General features: G+C 63.6%; 20 protein-coding genes. 8 read left to right on the forward strand and 12 right to left on the reverse strand.

The window, feature by feature from the left end:
- Positions 1-22: 22 nt before the first annotated feature.
- Positions 23-928 carry a LysR family transcriptional regulator gene (locus AC1VWL_RS10850; protein ID WP_482986686.1) on the reverse strand — a complete coding sequence of 302 codons (906 nt, stop codon included), beginning with the start codon at positions 926-928 and terminating at the stop codon, positions 23-25.
- Positions 929-1,055: 127 nt separating this feature from the next.
- On the opposite strand from AC1VWL_RS10850, the gene AC1VWL_RS10855 reads away from it, so the two are divergent.
- Positions 1,056-2,084: a YeiH family protein gene (locus AC1VWL_RS10855; RefSeq protein WP_482986687.1), complete on the forward strand. Its 1,029-nt coding sequence runs from the start codon at positions 1,056-1,058 to the stop codon at positions 2,082-2,084.
- A gap of 242 nt (positions 2,085-2,326) precedes the next feature.
- On the opposite strand, the gene lysS is transcribed toward AC1VWL_RS10855, so the two are convergent.
- A complete protein-coding gene (gene lysS / locus AC1VWL_RS10860) occupies positions 2,327-3,847 on the reverse strand; it encodes a lysine--tRNA ligase (RefSeq protein ID WP_482986688.1) in 1,521 nt (506 codons plus the stop codon).
- 100 nt (positions 3,848-3,947) lie between these two features.
- A protein-coding gene (prfB, locus tag AC1VWL_RS10865; protein ID WP_282266025.1) for a peptide chain release factor 2 occupies positions 3,948-5,073 on the reverse strand; the annotation gives its coding sequence in 2 pieces (ribosomal slippage) (positions 3,948-4,997 and positions 4,999-5,073; 1,125 coding nt in all).
- Positions 5,074-5,231: 158 nt separating this feature from the next.
- On the opposite strand from prfB, the gene AC1VWL_RS10870 reads away from it, so the two are divergent.
- Entirely contained in the window at positions 5,232-6,404 is a 1,173-nt protein-coding gene (locus tag AC1VWL_RS10870; RefSeq protein ID WP_482986689.1) for a PPC domain-containing protein, read from the forward strand.
- A 109-nt stretch (positions 6,405-6,513) separates the two neighbouring features.
- Positions 6,514-7,860 carry an ABC transporter substrate-binding protein gene (locus AC1VWL_RS10875; RefSeq protein WP_282266029.1) on the forward strand — a complete coding sequence of 449 codons (1,347 nt, stop codon included), beginning with the start codon at positions 6,514-6,516 and terminating at the stop codon, positions 7,858-7,860.
- 167 nt (positions 7,861-8,027) lie between these two features.
- Here AC1VWL_RS10875 and AC1VWL_RS10880 read toward each other — a convergent pair whose 3' ends face one another.
- From AC1VWL_RS10880 to AC1VWL_RS10895, 4 genes are all read right to left on the reverse strand, one after another.
- A complete protein-coding gene (locus AC1VWL_RS10880) occupies positions 8,028-10,916 on the reverse strand; it encodes a VIT domain-containing protein (RefSeq protein WP_482986690.1) in 2,889 nt (962 codons plus the stop codon).
- A 287-nt stretch (positions 10,917-11,203) separates the two neighbouring features.
- On the reverse strand, positions 11,204-11,524 hold the full coding sequence (locus AC1VWL_RS10885) for a hypothetical protein (protein ID WP_482986691.1): 321 nt from the start codon (positions 11,522-11,524) through the stop codon (positions 11,204-11,206).
- 150 nt (positions 11,525-11,674) lie between these two features.
- Positions 11,675-12,457, reverse strand: a complete 783-nt coding sequence (locus tag AC1VWL_RS10890) for a hypothetical protein (protein ID WP_482986692.1) — start codon at positions 12,455-12,457, stop codon at positions 11,675-11,677.
- A 79-nt stretch (positions 12,458-12,536) separates the two neighbouring features.
- A complete protein-coding gene (locus tag AC1VWL_RS10895; RefSeq protein ID WP_482986693.1) occupies positions 12,537-13,442 on the reverse strand; it encodes a LytTR family DNA-binding domain-containing protein in 906 nt (301 codons plus the stop codon).
- Between the two features lie 154 nt (positions 13,443-13,596).
- On the opposite strand from AC1VWL_RS10895, the gene AC1VWL_RS10900 reads away from it, so the two are divergent.
- Positions 13,597-14,799 carry an acyltransferase family protein gene (locus tag AC1VWL_RS10900; protein WP_482986694.1) on the forward strand — a complete coding sequence of 401 codons (1,203 nt, stop codon included), beginning with the start codon at positions 13,597-13,599 and terminating at the stop codon, positions 14,797-14,799.
- Between the two features lie 70 nt (positions 14,800-14,869).
- Here AC1VWL_RS10900 and AC1VWL_RS10905 read toward each other — a convergent pair whose 3' ends face one another.
- Together AC1VWL_RS10905 and AC1VWL_RS10910 are read right to left on the reverse strand one after the other, a co-directional pair.
- Entirely contained in the window at positions 14,870-15,997 is a 1,128-nt protein-coding gene (locus AC1VWL_RS10905) for a fatty acid desaturase family protein (RefSeq protein ID WP_482986695.1), read from the reverse strand.
- 3 nt (positions 15,998-16,000) lie between these two features.
- On the reverse strand, positions 16,001-17,053 hold the full coding sequence (locus tag AC1VWL_RS10910) for a ferredoxin reductase (RefSeq protein ID WP_482986696.1): 1,053 nt from the start codon (positions 17,051-17,053) through the stop codon (positions 16,001-16,003).
- Between the two features lie 93 nt (positions 17,054-17,146).
- Between AC1VWL_RS10910 and fabR the strand changes: the two genes are divergently transcribed.
- Positions 17,147-17,809, forward strand: coding sequence for an HTH-type transcriptional repressor FabR (fabR, locus tag AC1VWL_RS10915; protein WP_282266051.1), 663 nt, complete (start codon positions 17,147-17,149; stop codon positions 17,807-17,809).
- A gap of 364 nt (positions 17,810-18,173) precedes the next feature.
- Here fabR and AC1VWL_RS10920 read toward each other — a convergent pair whose 3' ends face one another.
- Positions 18,174-19,244, reverse strand: coding sequence for a DUF1615 domain-containing protein (locus tag AC1VWL_RS10920; RefSeq protein WP_482986697.1), 1,071 nt, complete (start codon positions 19,242-19,244; stop codon positions 18,174-18,176).
- Positions 19,245-19,375: 131 nt separating this feature from the next.
- Here AC1VWL_RS10920 and AC1VWL_RS10925 point away from each other — a divergent pair, with 131 nt between their 5' ends.
- The 3 genes from AC1VWL_RS10925 to AC1VWL_RS10935 all read left to right on the forward strand — a co-directional run bounded on the left by AC1VWL_RS10925 (position 19,376) and on the right by AC1VWL_RS10935 (position 21,853).
- Positions 19,376-20,569, forward strand: coding sequence for a GGDEF domain-containing protein (locus AC1VWL_RS10925; protein WP_482986698.1), 1,194 nt, complete (start codon positions 19,376-19,378; stop codon positions 20,567-20,569).
- A 137-nt stretch (positions 20,570-20,706) separates the two neighbouring features.
- Positions 20,707-21,483: a HipA family kinase gene (locus AC1VWL_RS10930; protein ID WP_482986699.1), complete on the forward strand. Its 777-nt coding sequence runs from the start codon at positions 20,707-20,709 to the stop codon at positions 21,481-21,483.
- Positions 21,461-21,853: a DUF3037 domain-containing protein gene (locus AC1VWL_RS10935; protein WP_481546387.1), complete on the forward strand. Its 393-nt coding sequence runs from the start codon at positions 21,461-21,463 to the stop codon at positions 21,851-21,853. The genes AC1VWL_RS10930 and AC1VWL_RS10935 overlap by 23 nt, the downstream gene beginning before the upstream one ends.
- 165 nt (positions 21,854-22,018) lie before the next feature.
- On the opposite strand, the gene AC1VWL_RS10940 is transcribed toward AC1VWL_RS10935, so the two are convergent.
- Positions 22,019-23,638, reverse strand: coding sequence for an acyl-CoA synthetase (locus AC1VWL_RS10940; RefSeq protein WP_482986700.1), 1,620 nt, complete (start codon positions 23,636-23,638; stop codon positions 22,019-22,021).
- A gap of 313 nt (positions 23,639-23,951) precedes the next feature.
- A complete protein-coding gene (gyrA, locus tag AC1VWL_RS10945) occupies positions 23,952-26,651 on the reverse strand; it encodes a DNA gyrase subunit A (protein WP_482986701.1) in 2,700 nt (899 codons plus the stop codon).
- Positions 26,652-26,965: the final 314 nt, after the last annotated feature.

Raw genomic sequence — 26,965 nt, forward strand, 5'->3', positions numbered from 1 at the left:
GGGCTCCGGCGGCCGACCGCGCTCAATCGTCGCTAAACACCTCCGCCGGCAGGCCCAGCAATTGGCGCAGGCTGGACGGAATCCGCTTGCCGGGATGGCGCACCACCCACAACTGACGCTTCAACGGCGGCAACGGCGTGGCCAGCACCTGCAGCTTGCCCAGCGTCACCAGGTCGGCCACCGCATGCCGCGACAGGCAGGCCAGGCCCAGCCCAGCCACCGCCCCCTGCTTGATCGCCTCGGTGCCACCCAGCTGCAGCACCTCGGCAAGTCCATGCAGATGCGGCAACAATGCCTGCTCGGCGGCCTCGCGAGTGCCGGAACCGGGCTCGCGCAGCAGCCAGCGCGCCCGCCGCAGCATCGCCAGGTCGGCTCCGTTCCTGAACTGCGCGGCAAGCGGGTGTCGTTCGCCAAACACCACCACCAGCTCGTCCTGCTGCCAGTGCGCCACTTCCAGACCCGGTTCGTGGCTTGGTCCTTCGATCAAGCCGACATCCACTTCCAATCGCTGCACGGCGGTGGTGACCTCGCGGGTATTGCCGATCACCAGTTCCACATGGGCGTGTGGATTGGAGGCCTGCAGGTCGGCGATACGTGCCGGCATCAGGTAGTTGCCGATGGTGGTGCTGGCGCCGACCTGCCAACGCACGGCGGCGCCGGTCTGGCTGTCGGCCCGGAACCGCCGCTCGATATCGGTCATCCCCGCGAGCAGGGCCCGCGCCTGTGGCAGCAGTGCCCGGCCATGGCCGTTCAGCACCAATCTGCGGCCAATCCGGTCAAACAAGGCCAACCCGAGCAGGTTCTCCAGTTCGACCAGCGCAGCACTGACCGCCGATTGCGACAGGCCCAGCAACTCGCCTGCTGCCGTCGTGGTGCCGGCCTCGGCAATGCCGGAGAAGATCTGCAGCTGGCGCAGGGATAGATGCATAACCTATCTCGAAAATCGGTTGATTCAACCAATATTATCCGTTTTACAGGTAATAACCGTAGGTGCAGCATGGGCCATCTTCTAATAACCCTACGTTATGAACACCTCGACCCAAGGGCTGACCTCGATGCCCCTCTCCCGCCTCCCCGGCCTGCTGCTGACGGCCGCCGTCGCCGGCCTGTCGATCTGGCTGGGCACCCTGCCATGGATGCAGAACCACGGCATCAGCGCGCTGACCCTGGCCATCGTCATCGGCATCGTGCTGGGCAACACGGTTTATCGCAGCCTGGCAACGCGCGCCGACGCTGGCGTTGGTTTCTCCAAGGCCACCTTGCTGCGCGCCGGCATCATTCTCTATGGCCTGCGGCTGACCCTGCAGGACATCGGCCAGGTTGGCATTGCTGGCGTGGCAATCGATGCGCTGGTGTTGTGCTCGACCTTCGGCCTGGCCTGGTGGCTGGGCACCAAGCTGTTGGGCATGGACCGCAACTCGGCCCTGCTGATCGGCGCCGGCAGTTCGATCTGTGGCGCCGCCGCGGTGATGGCGGCAGAACCGGTGATCAAGGGCCGCGCCGAACAGGTTGCCGTCGCCGTGGCCACGGTGGTGGTGTTCGGCACGATCGCGATGTTCCTGTACCCGCTGCTGTACCAGTGGGGCGTGTCGGCGGGCTGGATGCCGCTGGATGAAACCGCGTTCGGCGTGTTTACCGGCTCTACCGTGCATGAAGTTGCGCAGGTGGTGGCTGCCGGCCGTGCGGTCAGTGAGCCCACCGCCGATGCTGCCGTCATCACCAAGATGGTGCGGGTGATGATGTTGGCGCCGTTCCTGGTTGGCCTGTCTGCCTTGCTGGCCCGCGGCCAGAACAACGCCAATGGCGAGCGTTCGAAGATCACCATTCCGTGGTTCGCGTTTGGTTTCATCGCGATGGTTGGTTTCAACTCGCTGCAGTTGCTGCCGGCTGAGTTGGTCAAGGTGCTGGTTGACCTGGACACCGTGCTGCTGGCGATGGCGATGGCTGCATTGGGCCTGACCACGCATGCTTCAGCACTGCGTCAGGCCGGCGCCAAGCCGATGCTGTTGGCTCTGCTGTTGTTCGTCTGGTTGTTGGCTGGCGGCATGCTGATCAATCTGGGGGTGCAGGCTGTGCTGGGCTGAAGTGGTATCGGGAAGGCCTCTGCCGAGCATGGCTCGGCACTACAAACCCGTCTCACGCGCGCAGGAGGCCGATTGGCCGCGGCTTAGCCCCTCTCCCGTTCACGGGAGAGGGGTTGGGGGTGAGGGCAGCTTTTCGCTGGTAAAGCCTCTGCCGAGCATGGCTCGGCACTACATTGCAAAAAAAGGCCTTCCCGGTCAGGGGAAGGCCTTTGTTCTTGCGGCTGCAGTCGGGTCGCCCTGGATCAGGCTTCCGGGCGCATGTACGGGAACAACAGCACGTCGCGGATCGAGGCACGGCCGGTCAGCATCATTACCAGACGGTCGATGCCGATACCCAGGCCGCCGGTCGGTGCCATGCCGTATTCAAGCGCACGGATGTAGTCGGCGTCGTAATGCATGGCCTCGTCGTCACCACCGTCCTTGGCTTCGACCTGGGCTTGGAAACGTGCGGCCTGGTCTTCCGGATCGTTCAATTCGGAGAAGCCATTGGCCAGCTCCTTGCCGTTGACGAACAGTTCGAAGCGGTCGGTGTAACCAGCGTCGTTGTCGCTGGCACGGGCCAGCGGCGAGACCTCGACCGGGTGGTCGGTGATGAAGGTCGGCTGGATCAAGGTGTGCTCGACCGTGGCTTCGAAGATCTCCAGCAGCAGCTTGCCCCAGCCATAGCTCGGCTTGACGCGGATCTTCAGACGTTCGCAATGACGCAGCAGCGCATCACGATCAGTGCAGTCGGCGGCCGAGATCTCCGGGTTGTGGTGACGCACGGCTTCGTCCATGCGCCAGCGGCGGAACGCCGGGGCCAGGTCGATCTGCGCGCCATCCCATTCGACGACGGTGGTACCGAGCACGCTCTGTGCGACGTCACGGATCACGCCTTCCGTCAGGTCCATCACTTCGTTGTACGTGGCGTAGGCCTCGTACAGCTCCATCATGGTGAATTCCGGGTTGTGGCGGGTGCTGACGCCTTCGTTGCGGAAGTTGCGGTTGATTTCGTAGACGCGCTCAAGGCCACCAACCACCAGACGCTTCAGGTACAGCTCCGGCGCAACGCGCAGATAGAGGTCCAGGTCCAGCGCATTGTGGTGGGTGGTGAACGGCTTGGCCGTGGCGCCACCGGGGATGTAATGCATCATCGGCGTCTCGACTTCGAGGAAGTCGCGGTTGTCCAGCCATGCGCGCATCGCGCGGATGATCTTGGAGCGCTTGATGAAGACGTCGCGCGATTCCGGGGTGACGATCAGGTCGACGTAGCGCTGGCGGTAGCGCTGCTCGACGTCGGCAAGGCCATGCCACTTGTCCGGCAGCGGGCGCAGCGACTTGGTCAGCAGGCGGATGCTGGTCGCCTTGACCGACAGCTCGCCGGTCTTGGTACGGGTCAGGCCGCCTTCGACGGCGATGATGTCACCCACGTCCCAGCCCTTGAAGGCGGCGTAGATGTCGCCCAGCGCGGTAGCCTGCAGGAACAGCTGGATGCGGCCGCTCTCGTCCTGGATCTGGGCGAAGCTGGCCTTGCCCATGATGCGCTTGGCCATCAAGCGGCCAGCCATCTTCACCGTGCGGCCAGTGGCTTCCAGCGCTTCGCTGGTCCAGGCCTCGGCATCGGCGTACTCGGCCTGCAACGTGCCGGCGAAGTCTTCGCGGCGGAAGTCGTTCGGGTAGGCGATGCCCTGCCCGCGCAGCGCCGTGAGTTTCGCGCGGCGCTCGGCGATGAGGCTGTTCTCGTCGACGGGGAGCTGCTGCGTTTCAGGGGTCTGTTCGGTCATGGCTTTGATTTCTATTTGGGGGAGATAACCAAGGTGCGGCCACCGCCTGGTGAAACCGCACCGTACAACAAGGGAATGGCCCGCGCAGGGCCATTCCGGATCACGCGTCGCTGCGTTTGGCGCCGGCTTCCAGGCCCGACTTGAGGCTGGCCTCGATGAACTCATCCAGGTCGCCGTCCAGCACCTTCTGCGTATCGGTACGTTCAACGCCGGTGCGCAGATCTTTGATACGGCTCTGGTCGAGCACGTAGTTACGGATCTGGCTGCCCCAGCCGATGTCCGACTTGGTCGCTTCCAGCGCATCACGCTCGGTGTTGCGCTTCTGCACTTCCAGCTCATAGAGCTTGGCGGCCAGCATCTTCATCGCGGTGTCGCGGTTCTGGTGCTGGCTGCGGCCGGTCTGGCAGGCAACCACGGTATTGGTCGGGATGTGGGTGATACGCACCGCCGACTCGGTCTTGTTGACGTGCTGACCACCGGCACCGGAGGAACGGTATACGTCGGTGCGCAGGTCAGCCGGGTTGATGTCGATCTCGATGTTGTCATCGACTTCGGGCGACACGAACACGGAGGTGAAGCTGGTGTGGCGGCGGTTGTCCGAGTCGAACGGCGACTTGCGCACCAGGCGGTGCACGCCGATCTCGGTCTTCAGCCAGCCGTAGGCGAACTCGCCTTCGACGCGGAAGGTGGCCGACTTGATACCGGCGACGTCGCCACCGGACACTTCCATCAGCTCGGTCTTCCAGCCGCGCGATTCGCACCAGCGCAGGTACATGCGCAGCATCATTTCCGCCCAGTCCTGGGCTTCGGTACCACCGGCACCAGCCTGGATGTCGACGAACGCATTGCAGCTGTCCATCTCGCCGGAGAACATGCGCTGGAATTCGAGCTTCTCGATGTGCGACTGGAACTTGTCCAGGTCGGCCACCACGGCCAGCGCCGTGTCCTCGTCCTGCTCGCTTTCGGCAAGCTCAAGCAGTTCGGTGGCCTCGGACAGGCCGTCCAGTACATCGGCGATGCCGGTAACGGTCTTGTCCAGCATCGAGCGTTCACGGCCCAGCGTCTGGGCGTACTCGGGGTTGTTCCAGATGTCCGGATTTTCGAGTTCGCGGGTTACTTCTTCGAGGCGTTCTTTCTTGACGTCGTAGTCAAAGATACCCCCTGAGCGATAGCACGCGATCGGTGAGATCGGTGATTCGCTGGCGGATGGGATTGAGTTCGATCATGGTCGGTCTAGTGAGGCAGACAAGCTGTCAATTCTAGCATCCAGCTGCCTCCTGAATTGGGGCTTTGGGGCGTGAAGACGTTCTCGCTGAATAGACACAACTTAACGTTAGAATCGCCCCCTGACCCGCGAAGACGGGAAAAGGAGACATTTCTGACCATGAAGGACCTAAGCTTGAACGCCAGACACGCTCGCCTCTTTGCAGCTATCACCTTGACCCTGGCCCTTGGCGCCTGCCAGAAGCTGGGCGGCCTTGCCCCCAGCGGCGGCGACAAGGCCTCGAACCTGACCGTCGGGGAAACGGTCTCTGGTGAAATCACCTCGTCCAGCACCCTGAACTACAACGACGGCAGCCGTCACCAGGGCTACAAGATCACCATGAAGAACGGCGAAGCCGTCTCTCTGGAACTGGGTGGCTCGCTCAGCGGCCAGCTGGCGGTGTTCGACGGCCAGAACATGATCGCCAATGCCTCCTCCTCGGGCACGAGCGAAGGCGACTCCTCCAGCTCGGTCAACCTGGCCTTCCGCGCCCCCAAGGACGGCACTTACCTGGTCGCAGTCAACAGCGCCAGCGCCGACGCGTTTGGCCCGTTCAAGCTCAAGAGCGCCAAGGTCGTGCCGTATGACGGCAAGCCGCTGGGCGCCGAAAGCGAGATCACCGACTGGCTGATGGGTGACAAGCAGGAATACAAGCTCAAGGTCGACAAGGCCGGGCTGTATGCCATCACCCTGGAGTCCAGCGCATTCGACTCCTACCTGCGCCTGAACGGCCGCAACGTCGAGCTGGAAGACGATGACAACGGCGGCAACCTCAACGCCCGCATCCGCACCTACCTGGAGCCGGGCGAGTACACCGTCGCTGCTTCCTCGGTGAACGGCAACACCGGCTCGTTCAAGCTCAACGTCAAGCTGACCCCGACCGAGAATGGCCTGGTTACCCGTGACGGCACTGCGCTGACCGTGGGCCAGACCGCTCAATCAATGATGGATTCGCGTGGCCGCCGCACCTTCGTGCTGAATCTGGACGCCCCCAAGCACATCCAGTTCGACGCGATCGCCGATGGCTTCGATTCGGTGCTGCACATCACCGGCCCGGGCGTCGACGAAGAGAACGACGACGGCGGCAACGGCACCAACGCCCAGCTGACCCTGAACCTGCGCGCCGGCCGTTACATCGTTGCGGTCACCAGCCTGGGCAGCCAGCAGGGCGTGTTCGAGCTGGAAACCACCGACCTCGGTGGTGATGTCGCCGCACCGAACAGCAACCGCAAGGATGCTGCCGAAGAGGCTGCCAGCGCCGCTGCTGATGCGGCCGCTGCGGTAATCAACTAAGCCACACCGCCCATTCCGCCAACTGGCGTAGTGGGCCAACGCCACGCTGCCTGCCCCCGCAAGCAGCGTGGCTGCTTTTTACCTCTGCTTCCAATATCAAGGAGTTAAAGTGAAGCGACTTGCAGCCGGACTGCTGTCCCTTGCCATTGCCGCCGCCGTGCACGCCCCCGCGCATGCCGCCGGCCCGGCCCGCCCACTCGCCGTTGACGGCGATGTATCCGGCGAAATCACCTCTTCCAGCCAGATCAATTACAGCGACGGCACCCGCAGCCAGCTGTTCTCGCTGCAGATGGGCGCCGGCCAGGCGGTATCGCTGAAGCTCAACGGCGCGCTCAAAGGCTCGCTGGCCGTGTTCAACCGCGACGTACTGGTATCCCGCACCGATGGCAGTGACGAAGGCAATGCCACGCTGAGCATGCGCGCCGACAAGGCCGGCCAGTACCTGGTCGCCGTCAGCGGCGCCGATGCCCGCGCCTTCGGCCCGTTCCAGCTGTCGGCCGAACCCATCGTCGCCTATGACGGCAAGCCGCTGACCGCTGGCCGCCGGGTCACCGATTGGCTGAGCAACGGCGACAAGACCTTCGTCCTGCAGGTCGACAAGCCCGGCCTGTACACCATCAACCTCGAATCCAGCGAGTTCGATGCCCGTCTCGAACTGAGCGGCAACGGCCTCAACCTGGAAGACGATGACGGTGGCAGCAACCTCAACTCGCGCCTGGTCGCTCCCCTGCAACCGGGCCGCTACACGCTGACCGCAGGTGGCCTGGGCGAAGCTTCCGGAGCGTTCTACCTTGGCGTCGAGCAGTCGGATTTCCCCGAAGGCCTGGTCTTCAACGACGGCACCAACCTGCCGCTCGAAGGCACCGTCAGCGGCTTCATCGGTGCCGACGACACCCGCAGTTTCGTGCTGAACCTGCCGGAACGGCGTCGTGTGCAGCTCGATGCCAGTGGCAAGGAGCTGGACACCATGCTGACCATCCAGGGCGGCGACATCACCCTGAGTGATGACGATGGCGGCGGCGGTGTCAATTCGCGCATCAGCCAGGTGCTGGATGCTGGCGAGTACAACGTCTCGGTGCGCTCGGTGAACAGCCGTGGCGGCGTGTTCCAGCTGGCTACCGCCACTGCAGCCGCGCCCGATGGCCCGATTCGCCCCGAGCTGAAGATCGGTCGCGAAGTACAGGGCCAGCTGCGTGCTGGCAATCGTGACATGTACACGCTGGAGATCCCGCGCAAGGGCAAGTACGTGATCAGCATGACCGCAGGCTCGTCCAGCCTGGATGGCATGATCACGCTGATGCGCAACGGCGAAGAAGTCGCCCAGCAGGATGACAGCGAATCCAGCCTCGATCCGAACCTGGAAATCGACCTGGAAGCCGGCCGCTACATCGTGTTCGCGCACAGCTTCGATCCGAACGCCACCGGCAGCTACCGCCTGCTGGCACGTCGCAAGTAAGCAAGCGGCACCGAAAGGCCGATGCCAGCATTCTGGCATCGGCCTTTTTTTGTGGGAGCGGCGTAAGCCGCGAAGCTGACGCTGCCAATCCTTCATACTGACGCATTGTTTGCTTCGCGGCTTACGCCGCTCCCACAAACAAAGCGCAGATTGGCGCAGCAACTGACTCAACGCACTTCAAACTCACCCACCAACACGGTATCGGTGGCGCCCTGCAGGCGCATGGTCACCGCCTGATCCTTCTGCTTCGGCGTACCCCAATGGGTACTCAAGCGCAGCATCAAAGTAGCCGCACCAGTCACCAACTGCTGGCGACTGCCAAAATAGTTTGCCTCCACCTTGTAGATGCCCGGCTTGGCATTACGCAGCGAGAACTGTTCTGGACCATAACCGCCGGTGAAGTCCTGCGACATCTGCCCACCTTGATAGGTCAAACGATTGCCGTAGTACGCTCGTTCGCCGTTGGGGTCGGTCACCCATAGATCCATGTCGCTGTTATCCGCGTCCCAGGCCAGCACCACGCGCAGGTCCAGTGGCATCGCCTTGCGCAGGCGCGGGTCCACCTGGGTTGCTTCCAGCGACTGGCCACCACGTGCAAGCAGATTCGTCAGCTCATCCAGCGCGATCAACGCGACGCCATCGAAGCGACCGTCCCATGGCCGCTGCACCACCTGGTACAGCGGATCAACCGCCTGCTGCGGACGCCCTGCCGCTTCCAGCGCCAGACCCAGATCGCGGAAGCTCTGCGGCTCATCCTCAGCCATCACCAGCACCTGCTCGAACACCGGCACCGCAAGCGCGGGCGCATCGGCCTGCATCAAGCGATAGCCCAATACGCGCAGCATGTGCCTGTTGTCCAACTCCATCTCGGCCAGGTTGGACAATACCCGCAGCGCAAGCTCACGCTGCCCAGCAGCAAGCAGCAGATCGGCCACATCCAGAAAGAACGCGCTGCTGCTGGCTTTGGCCTCGCGCTCGTCCAGATACCACGCATACAACTCGGCGGCAGGTGCCTTGCGCAGGCGCTGTGCGATCGGCGAGTCCGGCTCCCAGGCGCCGAGCTTGATCTGGACCTCGCCGGAATTGACCGGCATATCGACGGCAGGATACTGGCGCGTAGCAGCAGCGCTGCCGGTAACCACTACCCTGTCCAATGACGATGATTCGGCCTCGACATACGCGGGCGGAGCGGGCGAAGCGGGTGGCGGTGGCGGCGCGGGCAAGGGCGACGCCATTGCCGGTGCCGGCGCGTCGTGCAAACGAAGCCTCTCCGACTGCGCAGACTGCGCCACCTTCGGCGGTGCATCTTTCGGCCAACGCTTGTCCCACCATGCCTGACGCTGTTTCCATTGCTCGGCCACATCATCGAGATGGGCTTTACGCGCAGCCTCGCGGTCAGCAAGCTGACGAGCAAATCGGCGCTCATATTCAGCACGCAACGCAGCCGGCGGACGGATCGCATAACGCAGGTAGTCCTCGATCGTGTCCAGCACCAGCAGCGAGCTGCCTTCGCTGACCATGCCGAACTGCTGCGACAGCAACTGCATCGCCTCGCGATTGCCGCGCGGGTCCGCAGCCAGTTGCTGCAGGCGCGCCTGCGCCCACAACCCGGCCATCAGACGCGCATCAGCGTTGTCAGGCGCAACGCTCAGTGTCTGCCACTGGCCGCCATTGATCCGCACCTGCACCTTGCTCTGCACCGCATCGGCACGTGCATACAGCCACAGCCAGCCTTGCTCCAGGCTGCGGCGGTCGATCACCACATCATGCAGACCTGGCGCGGGCGCCACTTCCACCGCCGTCGGCTCAGCCAGCAAGCGCCTCGCCGCCGCACCGACATCGTCGATTTCGAGCTGCACCAGGCTGCCACCATTCGCCTCGCTCCAACCACGCAGGCGCGCCATGTCGGCGCCGGCGGCTGCACTGCTGATTGCGAACAAGCGCTGGTCTGCCGCCAACACTGGCGAAACCGATGCCCCCCAGTTGGACAGGCCATCACTGAGCAGCAGGTATTCGCCGAGCGCTGCATCCGGCTTCCAGGATGCCAGCGCGCTGGCACCATCGTTCGGCGTCTGCTCCAGCACGCGCCGCAACGCGCTCCAGTCACCGTTGCGGATGCTGAAACGCCGCTCCGCTTCAGGCGTATCGCGCAGCACCGTCAACACGACACTGCCCTCGCCCATCGCTGCGAAATAGTGATCGAGCAGCGCGAACTCGCGCACCCGGTTGCGTGTCCCCGCCGATCCCGATGCATCCCATAGCAGGCCGACCTTTGACGGAATGCGGCGCGCAGCCAGCGCTGCCACCGGCAGCTGGGCAAGCAGATACTGTTGTCCGTCGTGGCGCGCGGCCCGCAGCGCCCACTGCGGCTTGGCTGGCAGCTGCCATTGCAGCTGCGCCGGCAACTGGCGACCGCTGCCCTGCCAATCCAGCGCGCCGGTCATCAGCCGGAACGGCGCCTGCCCAAGTTTGTCCGCGCCGCTCGCGCGCAGGCGCAGGCTAACCTCGCCGGCGGACGCGGCAAACTGCAATGGCAAACGCCATTGCCAGCCCGCGCTGGACAGCGGCATCACCTCGCGGATGGTCAACTGCACCCGGCGGCTGCCGCCAGCAGGCAAGGGATACACGCGAAGACGGAACTGGTTGCCGGCGGTCTGCTCAAGCAACGCCGGGTCCTGGCCTTGGCGGGTGATCGCCTCGAACACCTGCCGCCCACGTTCCTTCGGAACCGGCACCGCGTCACGCAGCTGCCCATCGATATCCAGGGCGAAGCCACTGATCTGCTGGCCATCGGCCAAGGGGAACTGCAGCTCACCCTCCATCACCCGCCGATTGGGGTTGTGGAACACCAGCTCAATCCGGGTCTGGGCGACACCGGCCTGCACTTCGCCGTCGATGATCGCCCGTTGCAGCTGGATTGGCTGCTCGTCCTTGGAGATCGCAATCAGTACCGGCGGCTGGGTCACCTCCCTGCCCTGCTGCGCGGCGACCGGCGTCACTACCCCGCCCAGCACCAGGAAAACCATCCAACAACGCCGCCAGATAACCAGGCTCATCGCAGCACTCCGTCCAAGGGTTGGGAGATCAAACGCACCAACAGCCGCAACGGGGTTGGCGGATCGATCATTCCGCTCCTGGCGCCAGCCTCCCTCACAGGGCTGCCCAACTCAAGTTCCCCTTTCGGCATTGTGCCGGGATTTGGCGGTAAAAAATCCCGTGAGACCTGTCCTCCGGCAACAGTCTTGACATTACATGAACATCATCCGATGGCGTGCATCCACACAGAAGGCCAGAACACTGTGAGCCGGCCGTTGCGGAGTGACTACGTACAAAGTTGCTGGAACTAGCGTTCCAGAACATACACCGCAGCTTCCTCGCCAAATTCCAGTTCCATGGCTTGCCTTACGAGGCCGGGAAGGGCGTACCAGGACTTCCCCGCGAACGCATCGAAATAGGCAGAATCCGCCTGCTGACCCAGCCATGACACCTCCGCATGACGCATTCTGGTCTTCTCGTTTTCCAGGAGGGTCCGTCTGTGCTTCTTCATCAGGAGCCGCAGATCTTTGACGGTCAGAACCCCAAACCTACTGAGTTCAGAAGGGAGCTCATCGAGAGTGGCTTGGCTGTAGTCATTACGGCGCCGGAACAGCGGTCGTACCACCATGCCAATGGTCCTTGCATCCAAGGGTCCCAAGTCGGCTTTTGCACGTGCACGCTGATGCCTCATGAAAATCCCTCTTGCCCAAGTAAAGCCAACATGCGCCAAGTTGCGCACTACTCACGTATATGCAAAGCGCGCATGAACAAACGCAGCTCAGAAGATCATGGTCATCGTCGAAGAGAGAACACGCCAACCTGACGCGTCGCGGCGCAGCACGGCAGCGTGCTGCGATCCGCAGGTTCCGCCGCACCAGAACCCAAAGCCAAGGTCGTAATCGCCATCCGGACGCCGGGTAGGAATGCCCAAGCCCATCGTCATCGAAGTGTCTACACGCGCGTCCTCTCTCGGTGATTGCCACGCCGAGCCCGGCATCAGCTTGACGCCGAGGTCTCCAAGGTCCCGGATCGACTCGGACGACAGGTCAATTGCGCTTTCGCCCTTGGGTGAACGGATGGAGACATAAACCGGCATGCGGTTGCTTGCCAGATAGCCTCCGGGCGCTGTTTGATGCCGCAAGACCGCCTTCATCACGCCCTGCAGATCAGGCGCCGGATGCAGCATTGCCTCTGCCAGCGCTTGCCGCTTGTCACGTGCTGCCTGCAATGCAGCTTCCGCGTTGCCTTTGGTGACGCAATCGGTGGCTGGTAGTTCGCGCACGCAGACCTCACCCGAGGTCTCGTTGACGGATATCTGGTAACGGTGGAGCGCACTGGATTCACCACGCTCGATCAACAGCGTCCACGCGTTGTTGGCCGTGTCAAAACGCGGTCCATTGACCATCGAGTCAGCGCGGCCAAACCTTGCATTCAGCGCCTTATCTGCCTCCGCCATCACCTGCATCTCGTTCAACAAGGGCTGTGTCTCCTGCGCCTGGACGACAAGCGCAGCGAGCGAAATCGTTGTCGCCAATACTGCTGCAAGAACCGACTTCTGCATCGTGATGATCTCGTGTGGACCGGATGAACGCATTGTGCCGCTTTTTGCCAGCGCGCCAAGAGCCCCGCCCCAGACGTGCTCAAGGCGAGGCAGCTTCCTCCCGGCGGTTGCTCAACCTTGATTTGAGCGCCGACAGATAACGCCGACTACAGGCGACTTGCTTGCCATCAGCCATATGCAGCAAGGCCTCGCCGCCTTCGAGCGGTTCGATCGATACCAGATGTGCCAGGTTGATCAACCAACTGCGATGGACGCGGACGAAACAGGCCGCATCCAATTTCTGCTCCAGTGCAGCCATGGTGATCCGCAGCGGGTAGTCGTGTCCGCGCAGGTGCAGGTTGACGTAGTTGCCGGCGGCCTGCGCCCATTCGATATCGGCCGTTGCGATCAGGAAGTCACGGCCCAGCTTGCGGACCAGCAGCCGCTCCGGATGATCGATGGGCTCCACCGGCGGCCCTTCATCAGGCTCGGCCAGCAGCTGTGCCTCGCCCTGCAGACGGCGAAGCAGAAAGCGGTAGCCATCGATGCAGAACAGGATGGCGGCGTAGGTGCGCACATCCTTGAGGTATTCGTATAGCAGCTCGTCCAGCCAGGAGCCGACCTGATAGCGCTCCCCCACCAGTGCATAGGCGAGCATTCTCAGCCCGAACATCGCCAGCACGTGCAGCAGGGAGATCGGCACGCTGGCCAGCAGGTACCAGGGCAGGCGTCGTCGCCAGTTGTCCAGATGCAGCGGCCAGCGCCTGCTGAACCAGACGATCGCTGGTACCAGCAACAGCAGCCAGACCAGTCCACTGGAGAATTCCCAGACCCAGGGTTCCCACCATTCCATGGTGGGCGCACCGGTGCGATTGGCATCCATCCAGGTGGTGATCGCATTGCCGCTGCAGTTGATCAACACCAGCAGCAACCAGAACAGCAGCTCCATGCTTTGGCGCCAGGGGATGGAGCGATTCAACAAGGTCGATGACGCAGCTTGATTCATCTGCGCATTCTAGACGGCGAGGCCGCCGCAGCCGTCGCTGCCCGTCCCCGGATCGCCGCCACTCGTCCCCAGACCCCCGCAGATCGGCCCTTCCTGCACCGCGGGAGCGCGTCCCGGGTTGCAATGACGCCCCTCTCCATACGCTGGACACGCAATGCACAGACGCCATGACCTGGATTGGCTGCGGGTAATCGCCTTTGGCTTGTTGGTCATCTACCACGTTGGCATGTACTACGTGAGCTGGGACTGGCACGTCAAAAGCCCGGCCGCGGGCATTGCGCCGGAGCCGTTCATGCTGCTGACCTCGCCATGGCGGATGTCGCTGCTGTTCCTGATCTCCGGTGTCGCCACCGCCTTCATGTTCGAACGCCAGTCTGCCGGCCTACTGCGCCGCCGCTCATGGCAGTTGCTGCTGCCATTGCTGTTCGGGATGGCGGTGATCGTGCCACCACAGGCCTACTACCAGGTGGTCGAGCAACTACCCGGCGGATACAGCGAGTCCTACTGGGCGTTCTACGGCAAGTACCTCAGCGGTTACCAGGGTTTCTGTGACAGCGACGGCTGCCTGCGCGTCCCGACCTGGAACCACCTCTGGTTCCTGCCCTATCTGTGGAGCTACACCGTTCTGGCCTGGCTGTTGTGGCGGCTGTTGCCCAGCTCCGCATTGCAGCGCCTGCGCCAATGGACCGGTCTAGCCTTGAACGGCTGGGGCGCGTTGATTGTCCCGGTGGCAGTCCTGGCCATCGCGCGTCTGTTGCTGGTCAACCGCTTCGAGCAGACCCATGCGCTGACCGATGACTGGTACAACCATGCCCAGTACGGCAGCGTGTTCCTGATCGGTTATCTCGCCGCCTTCAGCAGCCGGTTCTGGGAGTCGCTGCAGCGCCTGCGCTGGCTGTCACTGACCATGGCAGGCGTCTGCTATGCAGCGCTGATCCACACCTGGTACTTCGCCGGCTACAACGACGCGCAACCGCCGCCGCTGGCGCTTCGCCTTGCGCTCCGGGTTGCCTGGGCGGTGGACCAATGGTGCGCGATCGCCGCCTTGCTGGGCTTTGCCTACCGTTGGCGCGAGGCCGACAGCCCGATCCTGCGTTATCTCACCCTGGCGGTGTTCCCGCTCTACATCCTGCACCAGACAGTGATTGTCGTGCTGGCACACAAGCTCAAGCCGCTGCAGCTGAGCCCTGGCATCGAGGCAGCCATCCTGATCGCAGTGACGTTCGCTTTATGCCTTGGCGCCTATGAACTGATCCGCCGCAGCGGGCTACTGCGGCCACTGTTTGGCTTGCGCGACCAGCCGACAGTCCGCACCTCCCGAACATCTGCCAAGGCCGTGAGCGAACTGGGAGACTGATCGGCGCTCACACCAGACAACCATGCTTTCGTCCGACCCATGGCGCGTGCCTGCCGGGGGTGCAAGCAACTCAGCCAACTTCGGCGCGCGGCTCAGCAACCAACGGCCGTTCCGGTGCCGGCTTGCTCGGGAAGGCATGGCGCAGGATGCGCCACATCACCTGGCCGAACTGGCGCGGCAGCGAACCGGTGTTGTAGTGCTGGCCGTAACGCGCGCAGATCTCCTTCACCTCCACCGCCATCGCCGCGTAGCGGTTGGCGGGGATATCCGGGTAGAAATGGTGCTCGATCTGATGGCTGAGGTTGCCGGTCATCACGTCCATCCACTTGCCGCCGGTCAGGTTGGACGATCCGCGCAGCTGGCGCAGGTACCAATGGCCACGGCCTTCGTTGCGGATGCATTCCTTGGGGAAGGTCTCGGCATCGGCGGTGAAATGACCACAGAAGATCACCACGTAGGTCCAGACGTTGCGGATGATATTGGCCGCCACGTTGCCAAGCAGCACCGGCAGGAAGAACGGGCCGGCCAATGCGGGGAACAGCACGTAGTCCTTCAGGACCTGCAGCATCGCCTTGCGACCGACCGGGCGGGCCTGGTGCCACAGCTGCTTGAGGGTCATCTTGCCGACCAGCACGCGACCGATGCGCAGATCCTGTATCGCGATGCCCCACTCGAACAGCAGCGCGAACACCACCGCCACGAACGGCTGGGCCAGGAAAAACGGATGCCAACGCTGCTCCGGGAAGATCCGCAGCAGACCGTAGCCGATGTCATCGTCCAGCCCGCGCACATTGGTATAGGTGTGGTGGCGGAAGTTATGGGTCTTGCGCCAGTTCTCCGAAGTGCCGGCGATATCCCATTCGTAGGTCTTGCCCTGCAGCTGCGGGTCGCCCATCCAGTCGTACTGCCCGTGGATGACGTTATGCGCCAGCTCCATGTTTTCCAGGATCTTGGACAGCGCGAGCAGCAGCACGCCAGCAATCCATGCCGGCACCAGCACGCTGTGCACGAATGCGCCCAGGAACAACAGGGCGCGTCCGGCGACACCGGTCCAACGCACCGCCGCGACGATCCGGCGGATGTAGCGGGCATCGCTGGCACCCAGCAAGGCCTGATGGCGGGCTTTTACGGCGTCGAGTTCATCACCGAAGGTCTGCAGTTCGGCAGCTGACAGCACGCGGTTGTGCACGGAAGACATGACTTACAGCTCCAGGGTCAGATCGGTACTGGCGCTGCTGACGCACAGTTTGAGCGGCACGGAAGGTTCGCTGGTGTAATCACCAGTCACGGTGTGGCGGGTGATGCCCGAGGCCTTGCCGCAGACACAGGTGTTGCAGATGCCCATCCGGCAGCCACTGGCTGGCTTGATGCCGGCCGCTTCCAGCGCAGGCAGCAAGGCAAGCCCGCGCGGCACGGTGAGCGTGCGACCGGTCTTCAGCAGCTGGATCTGCACACTGCCCTGCTCCACCTCGGCCAGCTGCGGCACGCTGAACGCCTCGCTGTCGAAATGCGCCACCTGGTCCTGCAGACGTGCGCGGGCGGCATTGGCAAAACCGCCCGGGCCGCAGGCCAGCACATGCGCTGCCTGCAGATCCCCAAGGCAGTCGAGATCATGACTGTCCACGCGCGCGGCGCCCTCAGCGGTCACCGCCAGATGCAGACGGAACGACGGGTGGCGGGCGGCGATGGCATTGAACTCATCGATGAAGCACAACTGCTCGCGCTGACGTACCCAATAGATCAGGTCCACGGAGCCCGGCATGCCCTGTGCATCCAACTGCCGCAGCAAGGCGCGCATCGGGGTGATACCGCTGCCTGCAGCCAGCATCAGCAGCTTCGGCGGCGGCGTTGCTGGCAGCAGCATCTCGCCAAAGGCCTGCCCCAGGGCAAACACCTCGCCGATGCCCGCCTGTTCAGACAGGTACTGACTGAGCTTGCCACCGGCAATACGCTTGACCGTGATCGCCAGACGACCATTTTCAAGCAGGACAGGGCTGTAACTGCGCGTGGTAAGGCGGCCATCCAGTTCCGCGCCCAGATTGACGTGCTGCCCGGCCTGCAGGCCACGGAAGTGGCGATTGGGCTGCAATTCCAGGGTGACGGCGTCGGCGCTGGCCTTGTGGCGCGCCACCAGCCGGGCCACTGGCCGCCGCAGCGTCCACAGCGGATGCACCCGGGTGGACCAGAAATCAAAGAAGCCTTCGCTCAGCCACGGGATCGGTGGCGGCGCGGTATTGCGGTAGACAGCACTCATGGGGCGCACTATACGTCCGAGCATACGACTGTGTATACAGTTGTATATTGCCAGTACAGGCTATGATTCACGCACCTGACCGGCCCGAGCCCCATGACAGCACGCGAACAGCCCCTGCCCGCACAAGACGACCTGCACCCGGCGCGCAAGGCTTCCATCTCGCGTGACGACCTGCTGGCCGCCGCCCTCGCCCTCATCGGCCCGCACCGCAGCGTGTCCACGCTGAGCCTGCGCGAGGTCGCGCGCGAGGCCGGGATCGCCCCAAATTCGTTCTATCGCCAGTTCCGCGACATGGACGAACTGACGGTTGCCCTGATAGACCTGGCCGGCCGTTCGCTGCGCACCATCATCGGTCAGGCGCGGTTGCGCGCAGCCGACAGCAACCGCGGCGTGATCCGTCTGTCGGTGGAAACCTTCATGGAGCAGCTGCGCGCCGACGACCGGCTGATGCATGTGCTGCTGCGTGAAGGCACGGCCGGCTCGGATGCGTTCAAGCATGCGGTGGACCGCGAGTTGGGGTACTTCGAGGAAGAGCTGAAAGCCGACCTGGTGCGACTGGCTGCACTGGACGGTGCAACCCTGCACGAACCCGCGCTGGCCGCCAAAGCCATTACCCGGCTGGTGTTCGCGATGGGCGGCAGTGCGATTGATCTGCCCGAAGAGCGCGACCCTGAACTGATCGAGGAAATGTCGCAGATGATCCGCATGATCATCACCGGCGCCCGCGCGCTGGCACGGCGCCCGGTCAAGGCCTGAAGAAGCAAGCCAAACGATATTGTGCGGTTGTGGGAGCAGCGTCAGCGGCGAAGCTGGTGGTCCATCTGATCACGGTTACTCCTGCACAATTTCATTGGCGTCGGCTTCGCGGCTTACGCCGCTCCTACAGACTGTGTATCGGTAAAGCCCCTGCCGAGCGTGGCTCGGCACTACGCTGCGCCATTGGCCGTAGCGGTCATCAAGCTGACGCGCGGATCAGGATTTTTTGGGAGCGGCGTAAGCCGCGAAGCTGCTGATCTGCCAGATCGCAGCTCTTCCCGCACTTCATTGGCGTCGGCTTCGCGGCTGACGCCGCTCCTACAATCTGCTTATCGGTAACGCCGCTGCCGAGCATGGCTCGGCACTACCTTTGCAGGCATTGGCGGTAACGGCTGTCCACCCTGTTGGCGAACCACTCGGTGGTCAGTTCGCGGGTGATCTTGGGGCTGTCCAGGCGAATGCCGGGAATCAAGGCACGCGGCACGGCCTTCCCGGCGCGTGCATCCGCCATGGCGAACACCTGCGAGTGCAGCGCGCTACCACTGAAATCCAGGCGATCCGACAGCGCAAGCGCGCGCCGTATCTCACGCTCATCCATACCCAGTCGCGGCGCCAGCCTGCGCACCGCCAGTTCGGTCTGGCCTGGCTTGTCGATGGGCGCATCCGGCACCAGCAGATCGCCATCCAGCGCGAGCGAAACACCGGTCAGGCTGCTCACCGCGCTCTGGAACGCCGCATTGCGACTGGCGTAACGGCCCGCGTTGTAATCAGCGAAACGATGCACCTTCTGCGTATAGGGCGTCTGATAGTCGAGCAGATGGGCGATGCCGAAGTACACGCCGCCGCGCCGGGTGAATACTTCATCGCGGATGCTGCGCGACACCGGATAGGGGTAGTTCTGTGCATTGGCCTGCGCAAACGGAATGCTTACCTGCATCGCGCCGCCGGTCTGCACGGGATTCTTGCCGGCAAACAAGCGCTGCCCCATCGGCACGCGGCCAATGATCTCCTCGTACAACTCACTCAGGTCTCGTTCGCTGCGCACCCGCGCCAACTGCTCACCGTAGCTGCGCCCGTCGCCGCCCTTCACCTTCAGGCCGGCATCCACCAGTAGTTTGGGAATGTGGATGGCAGCGGCACGGCGGTCTATTTCGCCCCGGGCAATCCGCGGCAGATTGGCTACGTCGGGATTGGAGCGATAGCCAGATTCCTGTTCGATCACCGCCAAGGTCGCGCAGATGTTCTCGACCGACGCCTCGATGCCTTGCGCCTCGAAGGCCACGCGGATATCGCTTGCCCAACCAATGCGATCATCGACGGTCGGCGGAATGCGCCGCACGACCTCATCGCGCACCTGCGTTGCCGATGGGCCCGGCGCAGGCGATGGCACGGTACTGCAGGACGCCAGCGCCAAGGCCGCAAACAGGCCCAGCACGGCCTTCGTCCCGACTCCGCTGCACCACCAAGCGGAAGCCGTGCGCGTGCTGCGCCAACCATCGCATATCGCCTGCCTGCCCATATACTTCGCACCCTCGCCTATCCAATTCGTCGAACGTGGCTTGACCCTTGAGCGCCACCGCTGAACAGTACTTCCCACTTGTAGTCCCCGCTACCTCCCTGCTGCTGGGACTGGCGCTGCTGGCCGGTTGGCGTTCATTACGCGACCACCGCTACCTGCTGTGGCTGGCGGCCGGCTATATCTGCACTGCCTTTCCGCTGGCCGCACAGATCCTGATGGACAACAACCGGCTGGCGACCTGGTCGGTGCTGACCGGCGCCTTGTACTGTGCGGGCAGTTGGGCCACGGCGCAGGGTTTCGCGCTCAGATCCGGCGGCAGAGTGCCGGTCCCGGCCGCGCTGGCCATCAGCCTGATCACCCTGTTCGCATTGTTCTGCTTCTCCAGGCTCAGCGACGTGCTGGGCGCACGCATCGTTTTCCTCAACCTGGGCATGGGCCTGCTGCTCGCCCTGGCACTACAGGCGCTGTTTGGCCGCGAGCAACCGGACACTCTCTTCGAGCGCCTGCTACGCAGGACCTATCTGCTGCTGGTGGCATACGCGATCCTGCGTCCGCTGTTGGCCTGGTTGCTGGCCGGCTGGTTCACCAGCAGCGGCTTGCCGCGTTCCGGCCTGTGGCTGTGGATGCTGGCCTTCAACCTGCTGCTCAACCTGTGGCTGCTGTTCCTGCTGCTGGGTGGGCTGGCCCAGCAACTGATGGGAGAGCTGCGCCATGAGCGCAACCATGATCCGCTCACCCTGCTGCTCAACCGCCGCGCCTTCTTCGAGATAGCGAACCAGCGCCTGCAACACGGCCCCGCCAACCAGTGGGCGTTGCTTGCCTGCGATGTCGATCATTTCAAGCAGGTCAATGACACCTGGGGCCATGCCGCCGGCGACAACGTGTTGCGGCAGGTCGGTGTACTGCTGCAGCAGATGACCCGTCCTGGCGATCTGGTCGCGCGCTTCGGCGGCGAGGAATTTGTACTGTTGTTGCGCTGCGCTGATCTGGCCACCGCTGCCCGCGTCGCCGAACGCATACGTGCTGGCATCAGCGAGATGCACTGCTCACCGGCGAAGCAGACCATCACCGCCAGCTTTGGCGTCACCATGGTGGCAGCAGCGGACGATCTGGAAAGCGCCTTGGAGCGCGCCGACCTGGCCGTGTATCAGGCCAAGCGCGAAGGACGCAACCGGGTGATTGCCAGCCCATCGCAGGGCGGCACTGGCAGTATCCACCTCATCCACCACTCTTCACTTTGACTAACGACTCCACGCCACAGATCGCACAGCCACGCCCTGTCATCCACGGCATGCGTCCAGCGCCGGGGGCAACCAGCGAGCCACCGAACACACCGGCTTTGCGCTAGGCTTGCCTTTCTTTCTGACCGCGTACTCCCGTGAAAACTGTTCACGCCACCCGCTACATCACCCCGCTGCGCGAAGGCGGCTCACTGCCAGCGGTGATCGAAGCCGACGACGATGGCATGTACGTCATCAAGTTCCGCGGCGCCGGCCAAGGCCCCAAGGCACTGATCGCCGAGCTGGTGGTTGGTCGGCTTGCACAGGCGCTGGGCCTGCCGATGCCGGACATCGTCCTGGTCGAACTGGACCGCGAGTTCGCCCGTACCGAGCCCGACCCGGAGATCCAGGACCTGATCCGCGCCAGCGAAGGTACCAACCTCGGCAGCGACTACCTGCCCGGCGCGATCAATTACGACCCTGCGGCGATGCAACCGGATGCCGAACTGGCTTCGCGCATCGTCTGGTTTGATGCGTACACCAGCAACGTGGACCGCACCGCGCGCAACCCCAACCTGATGGTCTGGCACCGCAAGCTCTACCTGATCGATCACGGCGCGGCGCTGTACTTCCACCACGACTGGGAGAACGCCGGCGAGGCCTGCGGCAAGCCTTTCGTATTGATCAAGGACCACGTGCTGCTGCCAGTCGCCAGCCGCATCGCCGACGCCGACGCGGCGCTGGCTCCCCTGCTGACCGACGCGGTCATCGACGGCATCGTCGCGCAGATTCCAGACAGCTGGCTGCAGAATGAGCCCGCCTTTGCCGATGCGACAGCCTACCGTTCTGCTTACGCCAGCTATTTGAAGCGCCGCCTGCAATTGCGCGAAGCCTTCGTACAGGAGGCCATCCGTGCCCACGCTGCACACCTATGATTACGCCATCATCCGCGTCGTACCGCGGGTGGAGCGCGAAGAATTCATCAACGTCGGCGTGATCGTCTCCTGCCCCAGCGCAGGACACCTGCAGGCCGCCATCGAGATCGATGTCGCGCGGTTGCAGGCGTTTGCACCGCAACTTGATCTGGCTGGTGTGCAGCCGTGGCTGGATGCCATCGTCGCGATCTGCCGTGGTGAGCCAGGTGCCGGGCCGATCGCACAGTTGCCACCGCGCGCCCGCTTCCACTTCCTGACCGCCAAGCGCAGCTCGGTGGTGCAGACCTCGGTCACCCACGTAGGCCGCACCGCCAACCCCGCCGGCATCGTCGAGCACCTGCTCGAACGCATGGTGCGTACGCCGCGCTGAGTCACCGCCCGGGACGCGGCGCCAATCGCACCTGCAGAGCCGAGCTATGCCCGGCAGATGCGTTCCCTGTAGTGCCGAGCCATGCTCGGCAGAGGCTTTACTGGTAATGCCCATGCCGAGCATGGCTCGGCACTACGGAGCTCGCCTCACCGACAGGCTGGCGCATCACTCGATATCGACCAGCTCCCTGGCGACGTCGCGGAGGCTGAACTTCTGCACCTTGCCCGTCGCCGTGCGCGGCAGCGGACCGAAGACAAAGCGCCTCGGCAGCTTGAAACCGGCCAGATGCTGGCGGCAATGCGCCAACGCCTCGGCCGATTCCAGATGCGAGGTTTCCTTCAACTCAACAAAGGCGCAAGGCGTTTCGCCCCACTTCGGATCCGGTCGCGCGACCACCGCAGCCGCCAATACCGCCGGGTGCCGGCACAGCACATCTTCCACCTCCAGCGACGAGATGTTCTCGCCCCCGGAGATGATCACATCCTTGGAGCGATCGCGGATCTTCACCGCGCCGTTGGCATACACCACCGCCAGATCACCGGTATGGAACCAACCGCCGGCGAACGCCTCAGCCGTTGCTCGCGGATTCTTCAAATAGCCCTGCATGGTGATATTGCCGCGGAACATGATCTCGCCAACGCTGATGCCATCCCATGGCACCGGCTGCAGAGTCTCCGGGTCCAGTACCTGCATGTCTTCCTGCAGCAGGCAGGCCACGCCCTGGCGGCTGTTGAGCTCGGCACGTTCTGCAATTGGCAGCTGCGCCCACTCGGCCTGCGGCTGGCAGATCGACGCCGGGCCATAGACCTCGGTCAGGCCGTAGACGTGGGTGATCTCCACGCCCATGCGCTCCATTTCCTCCAGCACTGCTGCCGGCGGCGCCGCACCCGCGACCTGGCCCTTGATACCGACCAAGCCCTGCTTGCTTTCCTCCGGCGCAGCGGCGAGTGCGGCATGGATGACCGGCGCGCCGCAGTAGTGGCTGACGCCATGCTCGCGCATCAACTCCAGCACACGCTTGCGATCAAACCGGCGCATGCAGACCTGGGTGCCGGCCACCGCAGCCATGGTCCACGGGAAACACCAGCCGTTGCAGTGGAACATCGGCAGCGTCCACAGGTACACCGGGTGTTGTGGCATGCCCCAGTCGATGATGTTCGCAACCGCATTCAAGTACGCGCCGCGATGGTGATAGACCACGCCTTTGGGATCACCAGTGGTACCCGAGGTGTAGTTCAGAGTGATGGCATCCCACTCATCGACTGGTAGCTCGAACGCGAAGTCAGGGTCGCCGGCGGCCAGCAGCGCCTCGTACTCGATCTCACCAAGGAACGCACCGCTTTCTATCTCTGCATCATCGACGTCGATGACCTGCGGCGGCTGCTTGCACAGTGCCAACGCCCGTTCCATCAGCGGTGCGAACTCACGGTCGCTGAATACGATTTTGGCCTCGCCATGGTCGAGCATGAAAGCCAGGGTCTGCGCATCAAGCCGGGTGTTGAGCGTGTTCAACACCGCGCCGAGCATCGCCGGCCCGTAATGCAGTTCGATCATTGCTGGAGTGTTGGGCAGCAGCGCGGCAACCGTATCGCCTTTGCCGATACCCAGGCGTTGCAGGGCCGAAGCCAGCCGACGGCAGCGCTGGTAGACCTGCACCCAATCCAGGCGGCGCTCCCCGTGGATGACCGCCACGCGCTGCGGATACACGGTTGCCGCCTTGCGCAGGAAGCTCAACGGCGACAGCGCGGTGTAGTTGGCCTGGTTGCGACCGAGATCCTGGTACATCTGGTGCCTCTCCCTCTCCAAGGATGTTGCCGGTAGAGAGTCGGACAGCTGGCACGGAATGTCGCTGCGACATTAGTCGCAGGGATTTGGCTTGGGATTTGAGGCTGCTGGCCAGGAGCTTGCCCTCACCCCAACCCCTCTCCCGTGAACGGGAGAGGGGCTAGCAATGCTTGCGCTCGCGGTGCGTCAGCCCCTCTCCCGCGCGCGGGAGAGGGGTTGGGGTGAGGGCAAGCTCCTGGCTGATAAAGCCAGACAAGAGCACAAAAAAAGCGCCGGCATGCCGGCGCTTTTTCCAAACTCAAAGCCCGAAGAATCAGGCCTCCGGCGCTGCCGGTGCCACTGCTTCCACGGTACCTGCAGCATCCTCTTCCAGCACCTCGTCCTCGGCATCGAGCGAAGCATCCAGGCGTTCAACCGCCTGCAGCTTCTCGCCCTTGGACAGACGGATCAGGGTCACGCCCTGGGTGTTACGGCCGACGCGCGAGATCTCCGAGCCACGGGTACGCACCAGGGTGCCACCGTCGGAAATCAACAGCACTTCATCGCCAGTACCCAGCAACACCGCGCTGACCAACTTGCCGTTGCGCTCGCTGGTCTGGATACCGATCACGCCCTGGGTGCCGCGGCCCTTGCGCGGGTAATCCGCCAGCGGGGTGCGCTTGCCATAGCCGTTCTCGGTCGCGGTCAGGATGTACTGCACGCCGGCATCGTCTGCGGTTTCGACGATCTCGCCGCTGTCCGCTGCCACTTCCTCGACGCCATTGTCCTCTTCGTTCTCATCCTCAACCCCGCCGGCACTCTCGGCGACGATCAGGCTGACCACTTCCTCGCCCTTGGGCATCTTGATACCGCGCACGCCGGTGGCGGTGCGGCCCATCGAGCGGACCTTGTCTTCGCCAAAGCGCACGGTCTTGCCGTTGGAGGCGAACAGCACGATGTCACGCTCACCATCGGTCAGGCCAACGCCAACCAGCGCGTCGCCGTCGTCCAGGTTGATGGCGATCTTGCCGCGCGCCAGACGGAACGCGAACTCGCTCAGCGGAGTCTTCTTGACCGTACCGTTGCGGGTGGCGAAGAACACGAAGTGGTTCTCGTCGTACTCGCGCACCGGCAACACGGCCTGCACGCGCTCACCGTTCTCCAACGCGATCCAGTTGATGATCGGACGGCCACGTGCATTGGAACCGGCCTCCGGCAACTGATGCACCGGCAACCAGAACACCTTGCCAGAACTGGTGAAGGTCAGCAGCGTGTCGTGCGTGTTGACCAGCCACAGCTGCTCGATGAAATCCTCGTCCTTGGTCGCTGCGGCGCTGCGGCCGCGGCCACCGCGGCGCTGCGCACGGTAGGCGCTGACTGGCTGGCGCTTGACGTAACCGGCACGCGACAGCGTCACCACCACGTCTTCCGGCGCAATCAGATCCAGGATATCCAGGTCTTCTTCGCTGTGGCGGATCTCGCTGCGGCGCTCGTCGCCGAACTCGGCACGCACGCTCTCCAGCTCTTCGCGGATGACCTGCAGCAGCACGTCCGGGTTTTCCAGGATGCGGATCAGGCCGGCGATGAATTCCAGCAGCTGCTTGTACTCTTCGGTCAGCCTGTCCTGCTCCAACCCGGTCAGGCGGTGCAGGCGCATTTCCAGGATCTGCGTTGCCTGGACTTCGCTGAGCTGGTAGTTGCCGTTGACCAGGCCAATGCCCTTGGGCAGGTCTTCCGGACGCGATGCCTCGGCGCCGGCAGCGCCCAGCAGGGCGCCAACCAGACCTGGCTGCCACACCTTGGAGAGCATGCGCTCCTTGGCTTCAGCCGGGTTGGCCGAGGTCTTGATCAACTCGATCATTTCATCGATGTTGGCCAAGGCAACCGTCAGGCCTTCCAGCACGTGCGCACGCGCACGCGCCTTGCGCAGTTCAAAGATGGTACGGCGGGTGACAACCTCACGGCGGTGGCGGATGAACGCCTCCAGCATTTCCTTGAGGTTCAACAGCTTCGGCCGACCATCGACCAGCGCCACCATGTTGATGCCGAACACCGACTCCATCTGGGTCTGCTGGTACAGGTTGTTGAGCACAACCTCGGCCGACTCGCCGCGCTTGATTTCGATGTAGATGCGCATGCCGTCCTTGTCGGACTCATCGCGCAGCTCACTGATGCCTTCGAGCTTCTTTTCCTTGACCAGCTCGGCGATCTTCTCGATCAACCGCGCCTTGTTCACCTGGTACGGAATCTCGGTGACGATGATCGACTCGCGACCATTGTCGGCCACTTCGATATCGGCCTTGGCACGGATACGCACACGGCCACGGCCAGTGCGGTAGCCGGCGATGATGCCGGCAGTGCCATTGATAATGCCGGCGGTGGGGAAATCCGGGCCCGGGATGTGCTCCATCAGACCATCAACGTCGATCGACGGATTGTCGATCAGCGCGATGCAGGCCGTGATGGCTTCGGTGAGGTTATGCGGCGGGATGTTGGTCGCCATGCCCACCGCGATACCGGCAGAACCATTGACCAGCAGGTTCGGGAACCGGGTCGGCATGACCGTCGGCTCCAGTTCCTTTTCATCGTAGTTGGGCTGGAAATCGACGGTTTCCTTGTCGATATCGGCCATCAGCTCATGCGTCAGGCGCGACATGCGGGCCTCGGTATAACGCATTGCTGCTGCCGAGTCGCCGTCAACCGAACCGAAGTTACCCTGGCCGTCCACCAGCATGTAGCGCAGCGAGAATGGCTGCGCCAAGCGCACCAGCGCGTCGTAGACCGACTGGTCGCCGTGCGGGTGGTACTTACCGATCACGTCACCGACGATACGCGCCGACTTGAAGTACGCCTTGTTGCTGTGCGCGCCCAGCTCGTTCATCGCGAAAAGGACGCGGCGATGTACTGGCTTGAGGCCATCGCGGGCATCGGGGAGTGCGCGGCCGACGATCACGCTCATCGCGTAATCGAGGTAGCTCTTGCGCATCTCGTCTTCCAGGTTGACCTGGATGATTTCCTTGGCGTTTTCTGCCATTCGGGTTCCGTTGTCTGGTAGCGATCCCGTCCGTTGGCGGCACCCTGAAGGGCCACCCTGCCGGAAACTCGGATCAACCTGCGGAGTCTACCACAAGGGCAGGTTTTTCGCCGCCATTTAGGGGGCTTTTACCGGAAGAAATCAGGAACTTAGGGGCTGCCATAGCCAAGGCCGGGCCATGCTCCGCAGGGGCCTTGCCGGCGCCCCTTGCAGGAGCCCTCCCCTGTAGAGCCCCGCCCAGCACGGCGGGGGGCGTAACCCCCCAGTCGCGTTGCCAGCCAGGCGAGGCCCGACAATTTGGCGGCCCAACCCCC

This window comes from Stenotrophomonas sp. STEN063 (assembly GCF_056854515.1).

Coding starts and splice junctions, on each gene's coding strand:
- AC1VWL_RS10870 (WP_482986689.1), top strand. CDS start 5,232: ATGAAGGACCTAAGCTTGAACGCCAGACACGCTCGCCTCTTTGCAGCT.
- AC1VWL_RS10910 (WP_482986696.1), bottom strand. CDS start 17,053: ATGAGTGCTGTCTACCGCAATACCGCGCCGCCACCGATCCCGTGGCTG.
- AC1VWL_RS10895 (WP_482986693.1), bottom strand. CDS start 13,442: ATGAATCAAGCTGCGTCATCGACCTTGTTGAATCGCTCCATCCCCTGG.
- AC1VWL_RS10880 (WP_482986690.1), bottom strand. CDS start 10,916: ATGAGCCTGGTTATCTGGCGGCGTTGTTGGATGGTTTTCCTGGTGCTG.
- fabR (WP_282266051.1), top strand. CDS start 17,147: ATGACAGCACGCGAACAGCCCCTGCCCGCACAAGACGACCTGCACCCG.
- AC1VWL_RS10850 (WP_482986686.1), bottom strand. CDS start 928: ATGCATCTATCCCTGCGCCAGCTGCAGATCTTCTCCGGCATTGCCGAG.
- AC1VWL_RS10905 (WP_482986695.1), bottom strand. CDS start 15,997: ATGTCTTCCGTGCACAACCGCGTGCTGTCAGCTGCCGAACTGCAGACC.
- AC1VWL_RS10890 (WP_482986692.1), bottom strand. CDS start 12,457: ATGCAGAAGTCGGTTCTTGCAGCAGTATTGGCGACAACGATTTCGCTC.
- lysS (WP_482986688.1), bottom strand. CDS start 3,847: ATGACCGAACAGACCCCTGAAACGCAGCAGCTCCCCGTCGACGAGAAC.
- AC1VWL_RS10900 (WP_482986694.1), top strand. CDS start 13,597: ATGCACAGACGCCATGACCTGGATTGGCTGCGGGTAATCGCCTTTGGC.
- AC1VWL_RS10885 (WP_482986691.1), bottom strand. CDS start 11,524: ATGGTGGTACGACCGCTGTTCCGGCGCCGTAATGACTACAGCCAAGCC.
- AC1VWL_RS10940 (WP_482986700.1), bottom strand. CDS start 23,638: ATGTACCAGGATCTCGGTCGCAACCAGGCCAACTACACCGCGCTGTCG.
- gyrA (WP_482986701.1), bottom strand. CDS start 26,651: ATGGCAGAAAACGCCAAGGAAATCATCCAGGTCAACCTGGAAGACGAG.
- AC1VWL_RS10855 (WP_482986687.1), top strand. CDS start 1,056: ATGCCCCTCTCCCGCCTCCCCGGCCTGCTGCTGACGGCCGCCGTCGCC.